The organism is Streptomyces sp. TP-A0356, from assembly GCF_001417775.1.
Taxonomy (GTDB): domain Bacteria; phylum Actinomycetota; class Actinomycetes; order Streptomycetales; family Streptomycetaceae; genus Streptomyces.
Genome location: NZ_BBZJ01000056.1, coordinates 1 through 7,646 on the forward strand (window position 1 = coordinate 1; position 7,646 = coordinate 7,646).

A 7,646-nucleotide genomic window follows, 5' to 3' on the forward strand; every position below is an offset into this window, starting at 1 on the left:
GGTGGCCTGTAAGACGGCGTTTGAGATCTGCCGTGCTGTGGGGCTGGCGGGGTCGTTGAGCTTGGTGTGGGTGGTCGTGGGGGTGGCTATCCGTCGGATCTGACGGACGAGCAGTGGGTGCTGGTGGAGCCGTTGCTGCCGCCGGCGCGGGTGGGACCCAAGGGTGGGCGTCGGGAGAAGCACCCGCGGCGGCGGATCGTGGACGCGATTTTCTACGTGGTGCGGAGCGGGTGTTCCTGGCGGCAGTTGCCGAAGGACTTCCCGCCCTGACCAACGGTGTACTGGTACTTCACCTGGTGGCATGACGACGGCACCGTCAAGCGTGTCCACGATGCCCTGCGTGCTCGGGTCCGGCAGGCCGACGGGCGTAATACCGAGTCGAGCGCGCGGCTGATCGACTCCCAGTCCATCCGCACAGCGGACACCGTCCCGGCCGCCACCAAGGGCTTCGACGCGGGCAAGAAGGTCAAGGGCCGTGCGCTGGATCGTCTCGTAGGCGATGGCCGCGCCCAGGCTGTGCCCGAACAGCAGCACAGGGCTGTCGCCGCACCAGGCCGGGCATGCCTGCGCCACCTCCTCGGCGAGCGCGTGCACGCTGGTGAAGCAGGGCTCGCGGTAGCGTTCGGCGCGGCCGGTGTAGTGCACGGCGGCGGTGTGGGCGCTACCGGCCAGGCGTGCGGCGAGCTGCTCGTAGGGGGCCGGGGAGGCGCCGGAGCGCGGGAAGAACAGCACTTTCCACTCGGCGGTCCCGGGGGCGGGGTGCGGGTAGGGCCGTACCAGCCCGGGCGCGTTCATGGCGTCTTGGGCGCCGGCCTCAGACGGCCTGGAGCCGGGTGAGGGTCTGCTGGAGCTCGGCCCGCAGAATGCTCCCCGCGGCTTCGGCGTCGCCGCGCCGCACCGCGTCCACGAGCGCCGCGTGGCCTTCCTCGCCGTGGTTGGAGTCGGAAGAGCGCAGGTCGGTGAGTCCGAGCAGGTCGATCAGGCCGCGCCGCAACGACGGCACGAACTCCTCGAACAGCCCGGTCAGCAGCGGGTTGTGCGCGGCGGCGACGATTGCCGTGTGCAGAGCGATGTCCGCGTCCACGAACTCTGCGTTGCCGGCGGTGGCGGCGCGGCGCCGCTGCTGCATCGCCTCGTCCAGGGCGGCAATGTCCTGCGGGGTGCGGCGCTCGGCGGCCAGTTGGGCGGCCTCGACCTCCAGCATGGCGCGCACTTCGTAGATCTCGGTGATGGCGGACTGCCGCAGCCGGGCAGGCCAGTCCTCGTGGGGGGTGGTGGCGGTGACGAACACGCCTGCGCCCTGGCGGGCCTGGACCAGTCCTGCCCCGGCAAGGGCGCGGAGGGCTTCGCGCACGGTGGAGCGGCCCACGCCCAAGGTCCTGGCCAAAGTGGTCTCGCCCGGGAGTTTGGTCCCGACCTCCCAGGTGCCGGCGGCGATCTCGTTGCGGAGACGCTGAGTGGCCTGGTCCACCAGTGAGTTGGGGCGCAGCGTGTCGAGTGTCATGGCAGGGGTCCGATTACCTATCAGGTTGTCTGCGGAGCTGAGGTGTCGTAGTGTAGCCGCCATGACGCTGCGTGGCTCCCTTCTTCTCGGCTGCCGCTGCGGGACCTGATTCGACCGGCACCCCGCAGCGGAGGCCGCGGTGCGCGCCGGTCGGCCCTGCTGTTGACAGTGAAGAAGAAGGGAAACCCTGTGTCTCATTCCGCGTTCCCGACGGTGCGTACCCCTGCCGAACCGGTTCCGGAAGGCGCCTCGGCGTGGAATCCGCAGCGGCCCACTGCGATGCCGCACCACCGGTACCAGCCGGCGCACGAACGCGTCCAGGTCCCGCTGACCGACGCCGACCGCGAGTGGCCCTCCCGGAGGATCACGCAGGCACCGCTGTGGGTCCCGGTGGACCTGCGGGACGGTAACCAGGCCCTGCCCGTACCCATGGACACCCCCCGCAAGCGGCGCATGTTCGACCTGCTCACCACGATGGGTTTCAAGGAGATCGAGGTCGCCTACCCCTCAGCGAGCCAGACCGATTTCGACTTCGTACGGCATCTGGCCACCAGTGGTGCCGTCGGCGACGACATGACCGTCTCGGTGTTCACCCCGGCCCGCACCGAGCTGATCGACCGCACCCTCGACTCCGTGGCCGGGCTGCCCCGCGTCCTGGTGCACATGTACACGGCCTGCGCTCCCACCTGGCGCAACGTCGTTCTGGGCCGCGACCGCAGGGCGCTGAAGCAGATGATCGTGGATGCCGCGACGCATCTGATGCGCCGGGCCGACGAGAAGCTGGCCGGGACGGACGTCCGGTTCGAGTTCTCGCCCGAGGTGTTCAACCTCACCGAGCCCGACTTCGCTCTGGACCTGTGCAACAGCATCACCGCTCTGTGGGACGCCTGCCCGGACCGTCCGGTAGTGATCAACCTCCCTGCGACCGTGGAGATTTCCACGCCCAACGTGTACGCCGACCAGATCGAGTACATGTCCAAGCACCTGGACCGGCGTGACTCGGTGATCCTCTCGGTGCACCCGCACAACGACCGGGGCACCGGCGTGGCCTGCGCGGAACTCGCCGTGCTGGCGGGGGCGCAGCGGGTGGAGGGCTGTCTGTTCGGCAACGGCGAGCGCACCGGGAACGTGGACCTGGTCACGCTGGTTCTCAACCTCTACACGCAGGGCGTCAATCCGATGATCGACTTCTCCGACATCGACGCCGTCAAGGAGGTCGTGGAGGAGTGCATCCGCATTCCCGTCCACATCCGCCACCCGTACGCCGGGGCGCTGGTGCACACCGCATTTTCCGGCACCCACCAGGACGCCATCGCCAAGGGCCTGGCCCGCCACCGGCAGAACGCCGCCGGCCTGGACATCCCCGAGTCCCAGGCGCCGTGGAACGTGCCGTACCTGCCGATCGACCCGGCCGACATCGGGCGTACCTACGAGGAAGTGATCCGCGTCAACTCCCAGTCCGGCAAGGGCGGGATCGCGCACCTGCTGCACACCGGCCACGGCCTGGACCTGCCGCCGGCCATGCGCCCGGACTTCTACCGCGAGGTGCAGCAGGTCACTGACGACACCGGAGCGGAGCTCTCGACCGAGGACCTGTGGAAGCTGTACCACGCCACGTACCTCAGCCCGGCGCACGACGGCCCCTACCTGCTGGAGGGCTGGGACACGCGCCCCACCGGAGCGGGGGGTGAGCACGAGTTCACCGCGACCGTCCTCACCGCCGCCGGCCGCACGCAGGTGCGCGGCACCGGCAACGGCCCGCTCGCCGCCCTCGCGGACGCGATGACGCAGACCGGGATCACCGTGGACATCCTGACCTACAGTGAGCACGCCACGGCCGCCGGCCCCGACGCCACCGCCGCCGCCTACGCGCACTGCCGCGTCGGCGAGCGCGAGGTGTGGGGCGCAGGCTGGGACACCTCCATCCTGACCGCCTCCGTGCAGGCAGTGATGGCGGCCGTCAACCGCGCCCAGGGTGCGGCCCGTGACTGACACCGTCCTCCTGCGCGCGGACGGCGTGGACGTCGTCCGCGACGGCAACCCGATCCTTACCGGCGTCTCGCTGGCCGTTGGGGCCGGGCAGCACTGGGCGCTGCTCGGCCCCAACGGGGCGGGAAAGTCCACGCTGCTGTCCCTGCTGGGGGCACGGAAGCACCCGACCCGCGGAACCGTACACGTCCTGGGCCACACCCTCGGGCGCGTGGACATGCGCGAGTTGCACCGCCATGTCGGCCACGTCAACCCCCGCCACCCGCTGCGGTCGCCGCTGACCGTGCGCCAGGTGGTCCTCACCGGGATCACCGGCAGCATCGAAGTCCCGCCCCGCTGGATGCCTCAGCCCCGGCAGGAACACGACGCCGATCAGCTCATCAAGCTGCTGGGACTGGGGCATCGCGGGACCGCGCGCTGGACCACCCTGTCGCAGGGGGAGCGCGGCCGGGCACTCATCGCTCGCGCGCTGCTGCCGCAGCCGCGCGTGCTGTTGCTCGACGAGCCCGCCACCGGCCTGGACCTGACCGGCCGCGAGCAGCTGATCGAACATCTCCAAGCACTGCCGGCCTCCTACCCGCAGCTGGCGACTGTCCTGGTCACCCACCACCTGGAGGAACTGCCGCCGACCATCACTCACGCGGCGCTCCTGCGGGAAGGACGCTGTCTTGCCGCCGGAGCGGCCCACCAGGTCCTGACCAGCGAACACGTCAGCGGCTGCTTCGACCATCCCGTCCATCTGGAGCACAGCGGCGGGCGGTGGGCCGTGCGTGCGCGCCGTCACACGGCGCGGTAAGGCCTGCCTGGCGCATCCGGCCCCTGCGCGCAGGGGCCGCCGCACCTGGCACCGATCGCAGGGGCCATTGCTGCACCTGGCCGTGCCGGCCAGGTGCAGCAGCAGTTTCCTGCAGACGCCCGGTCCAGGGTCTCCCTAGGCCGGGCGTCTTGCGTGTGCGGCCGTTGGCTTCGGCGGCAACGGCGGGCAGGCGCCCAGGAGGACACCACCGTGCGCCGGGCCGGTGTGCCGCCTTCCCTGTGCCGGACACTGCGCCTGCCGAGAATGTCATCCATGCAGCTCAGGGGTTTGTTCGGTGCTGAGGCAGGATGAGTACTCGTGTTGCTTCGTCTCTCCTACCTGACCATCACCAACGCGTTCGCCGCGCTGCGGCTGCTACCGATGAGCGACCGCGACAAGGACGCGGAGATTCTCGCCCTGCGCCACCAGATCATGGTCCTCGAGCGGCAGCTCGGGGAGGACCGGGTGAAGTTCGCCTCGGAAGACTGAGCCTTCCTCGCGGCTCTACTGGTCCCGCTGCCGCGCCAGATTCTGCGGGGTGCGGATCCTTTGAAGTGACGACCGGGATCAAGCGGTGAGGCTGTAGTCCTGCTGGTCAGGGCTGGGGTAGAGGCGCTGGTGTTCGCGGGCCGCGTGGAAGATCCAGTAGTCCTCGAAGTCGCCGTTCGTGATCAGCGCGCGGAGTTGGAGGACGGCTTCGGCGCCGGCGAGTCCCCAGCGGGCGCCGGTGATGTCGAGGCGGTCGGCGATCAGGTGGCGGCAGGCGCCTTCGACGGCGCCGGTGGCGATCGGCCAGCCGGCTGCGAGGGCGGTGTCGTAGCGGAGTTGGTCGAGATGGCCGGTGAGGTAGCGGTGGCAGGTGGTCACTGCCTCGAGGCGGGCGGCGGGAAGCTGTTCGGCTGCGGCCTGGGCGGTCATCTCGCTGGCGGCGCGGTCGGCGTGTCCGGCGAGGATTGCGGTGAGTTTGTCCGCGGCCCAGGTTTCGGCCTCGCGGCTGCCGGGCGGGTGGAATGCGTGCGCGGCCGTCCAGCAGTACTCGGCGACGTGGACGAAGTCGAGCAGGACGTTCAGGCGGATGCCGCGGCGGGCGGCTTCGGTGTGGATCAGGTCGAGTTGGTGGCGGGCGCCGTCGACGAGCACGATCCAGTCCCGCAGATGCTGCGGGTCGCGGGCCTCGGCCTGGGCGAAGGCGTCGGCGACGACCTGTTCCGGGGGACGGATCACCGAGGCAGTGCACCATTTCTGCTCCGCCTTCGGGCCCGGCCGCGGCGACCGCGTCCCGTTGCGCCCGCCGGGCGGGTGCATGATGTCGTTCGGCCGGCGAGGGGCGGGAGCGGTGTCGAAGACGCAGGCCACCGTCGCCATGCGCTTGCGGTTGGGTTTCTCGCCCGGGGCCAGGCGTCCGCGGCGCCCGGCCGCCGCACTCTTGGCCGCGGCCCGGCGGGTGGCCTCACGCAGGGCCTCGGGGCGCATCACCACCCCCTTGCCGTCGACCTGGATGACCAGGGGCATCTCGCGGGTGCACGGGGTGGGGATCTTCGCCGTGTAGTAGGCAGCGATGTCGATGGCGGAGGCGACCACCAGTTCTGTGAGGCGGCGCTTGCCCAGCACTTTTCCGCATCGGCGCTCGATCGCGGCGGCGGCCTGGTCGAACGAGCCCCGCACCGCTTCCAGGGCCGCGAGCCGGGCCAGTCCGCGCGAGTGCCGGCCGGCGGGCAGCGACAACGCTTCGTCCGCCGGGTGCACGTTGGCCACGCCCCGGCCGCGGTAGGCGATCCGGCTCACGCTCACCGGCCCGAACACACAGGTCAGCAGGCGACGGTGCCCCCTCTCCCGCCAGGCCCGCAGCAGTCCTTCCGGACCGATGATCACCGGCTGGCCCGTGTCCGCCCGCACCGCGTCCTCCTCCTTCCTGGCACGCAGATCGAGGTGGTCCTGCATCAACTGCCGCAGCAGTTCGCGTCCCAGCTGTTCGAGCCGCACTTCCAGTTCGTCATGAGGCAAGTCGGCGGCCGGGCCGTCGGCCAGCGTCCAGACGAGGCGTTCGAAGGCATCACGGGAGGCGGAGTACGGATCAGGTTCGGGTAAGGCGTCGTACTGTTCCACCGGGCTCTTCTTTCAGCGGATCCGATGTGGTTGGCACCCTCGAATCTACGGAGAAGAGCCCCTTGGTCACTAGGAGTTGGCCCGGTCGGGACCCAGCCCGCGACGGGCGAGGCCGAACCGTCCCGGCGCATCCTCGTCCAGCCAGCCCCGCTCCACCAGCCGCTTCAGTTTCCCCCGGGTCCCCTCGATCTTCCCGGTCGTGGCCTCCAGCCCGATCCGCGGCACGATCTGCTTGGCCTGCAACGGGCCCGGCGCGTCCGCAATGACCTCCACGATGTCCCGGTACATGTCCGGCAGCACCGCCGTCACCAGTCCCTCCCGCCAGGGCGGCACCATCATCACCCCGACACCGTGCGGAGCCGATGTCTTCTCCGGCCCCGACACCTGCCCCGCCGGCACGTCCGGCCCGGCATCAGTCTCCGCGGCCGACAGCTCAGCCAGCACCTCCGTGACCGTCTCCCGCGTGATCTCCAGCCGCGACAGAACCTCTCGCGCCTTCTCCAGCCGCAGGGCCAACTCCACAGCCTCGGCCTCAAGTTCCTCGACTCGCTGCCGAGCCGCAGCCTCCCGGGCCTGAAGCTCTTCCGGCAAAGACACCACGGCGCCCCACCTCCACCCGTCACGGTAGGACTACGACGGCACCGCCCACACGCCAATCAGCGTCTTCCCAGCTCAGCCACCCCTCGAAAGGATCCGCACCCGATTCTGCGTCGGCTCCGGTTGCTGGTCCAGCCCGACACGGTACTGCGATGGCACCGCGACCTGATCAAGCAGCACCACGCCCGAACCTGCCGACCGAAGAGGCCAGGGCGCCCGCCCACCGTTCGCTCGATCCGCATCCTGATCCTGCGCCTGGTCCGGGAGAACCCGTCGTGGGGCTACCGCAGGGTGCACGGCGAACTCGCCACCCTCGGCATCAAGGTCGCCGCGTCCACCGTCTGGGAGATCCTCAAGACCGAGGGCATCGACCCCGCACCCGACCGAACCGCCACGACCTGGGCCGACTTCCTGCGCCCCCAGTCCGACGCACTCCCGGCCTGCGACTTCATCGAGACCCTCACCCTGACCGGCCGGCGCCAGGACATCCTCGCGGTCATCGAGCACGCCACCCGCCGCATTCGGATCCTCGGCACCACATCCCACCCCACCGCGCAATGGGTAAGCCAGGCCGCACGAAACCTCGTCATGGACCTCGAGGACGCCGCAGCCACCGTCACTTACCTCATCCGGGACCGGGAGTGTCAACTTAAC

6 protein-coding genes and 3 pseudogenes are annotated in these 7,646 nt (G+C 70.3%); 5 read left to right on the forward strand and 4 right to left on the reverse strand.

Annotated features, from left to right (window positions below):
- Window positions 1-75 precede the first annotated feature (75 nt).
- Window positions 76-477: pseudogene (locus ASC56_RS42710) on the forward strand (IS5 family transposase); the annotation flags it as partial.
- Window positions 478-492: 15 nt separating this feature from the next.
- Here the strand turns inward: ASC56_RS42710 and ASC56_RS42715 are convergent.
- Together ASC56_RS42715 and ASC56_RS37140 are read right to left on the reverse strand one after the other, a co-directional pair.
- Window positions 493-795: pseudogene (locus ASC56_RS42715) on the reverse strand (thioesterase II family protein); the annotation flags it as partial.
- Between the two features lie 19 nt (window positions 796-814).
- Entirely contained in the window at window positions 815-1,504 is a 690-nt protein-coding gene (locus tag ASC56_RS37140; protein ID WP_055496017.1) for a FadR/GntR family transcriptional regulator, read from the reverse strand.
- 279 nt (window positions 1,505-1,783) lie between these two features.
- Here ASC56_RS37140 and ASC56_RS37145 point away from each other — a divergent pair, with 279 nt between their 5' ends.
- From ASC56_RS37145 to ASC56_RS41485, 3 genes are all read left to right on the forward strand, one after another.
- Window positions 1,784-3,496, forward strand: coding sequence for a 2-isopropylmalate synthase (locus tag ASC56_RS37145; protein WP_079102987.1), 1,713 nt, complete (start codon window positions 1,784-1,786; stop codon window positions 3,494-3,496).
- Complete coding sequence (locus ASC56_RS37150) at window positions 3,489-4,289, forward strand: ABC transporter ATP-binding protein (RefSeq protein ID WP_079102988.1); 801 nt, start codon at window positions 3,489-3,491, stop codon at window positions 4,287-4,289. The genes ASC56_RS37145 and ASC56_RS37150 overlap by 8 nt, the downstream gene beginning before the upstream one ends.
- Before the next feature lie 318 nt (window positions 4,290-4,607).
- Complete coding sequence (locus ASC56_RS41485) at window positions 4,608-4,778, forward strand: hypothetical protein (protein ID WP_199836175.1); 171 nt, start codon at window positions 4,608-4,610, stop codon at window positions 4,776-4,778.
- A 78-nt stretch (window positions 4,779-4,856) separates the two neighbouring features.
- Here the strand turns inward: ASC56_RS41485 and ASC56_RS37155 are convergent, their stop codons facing one another.
- Together ASC56_RS37155 and ASC56_RS37160 are read right to left on the reverse strand one after the other, a co-directional pair.
- Complete coding sequence (locus ASC56_RS37155) at window positions 4,857-6,395, reverse strand: ISKra4 family transposase (protein WP_055496018.1); 1,539 nt, start codon at window positions 6,393-6,395, stop codon at window positions 4,857-4,859.
- A gap of 69 nt (window positions 6,396-6,464) precedes the next feature.
- Window positions 6,465-6,995 carry a hypothetical protein gene (locus ASC56_RS37160; RefSeq protein WP_055496019.1) on the reverse strand — a complete coding sequence of 177 codons (531 nt, stop codon included), beginning with the start codon at window positions 6,993-6,995 and terminating at the stop codon, window positions 6,465-6,467.
- A 102-nt stretch (window positions 6,996-7,097) separates the two neighbouring features.
- Here ASC56_RS37160 and ASC56_RS37165 point away from each other — a divergent pair.
- Window positions 7,098-7,646, forward strand: a pseudogene (locus tag ASC56_RS37165) (integrase); the annotation flags it as partial.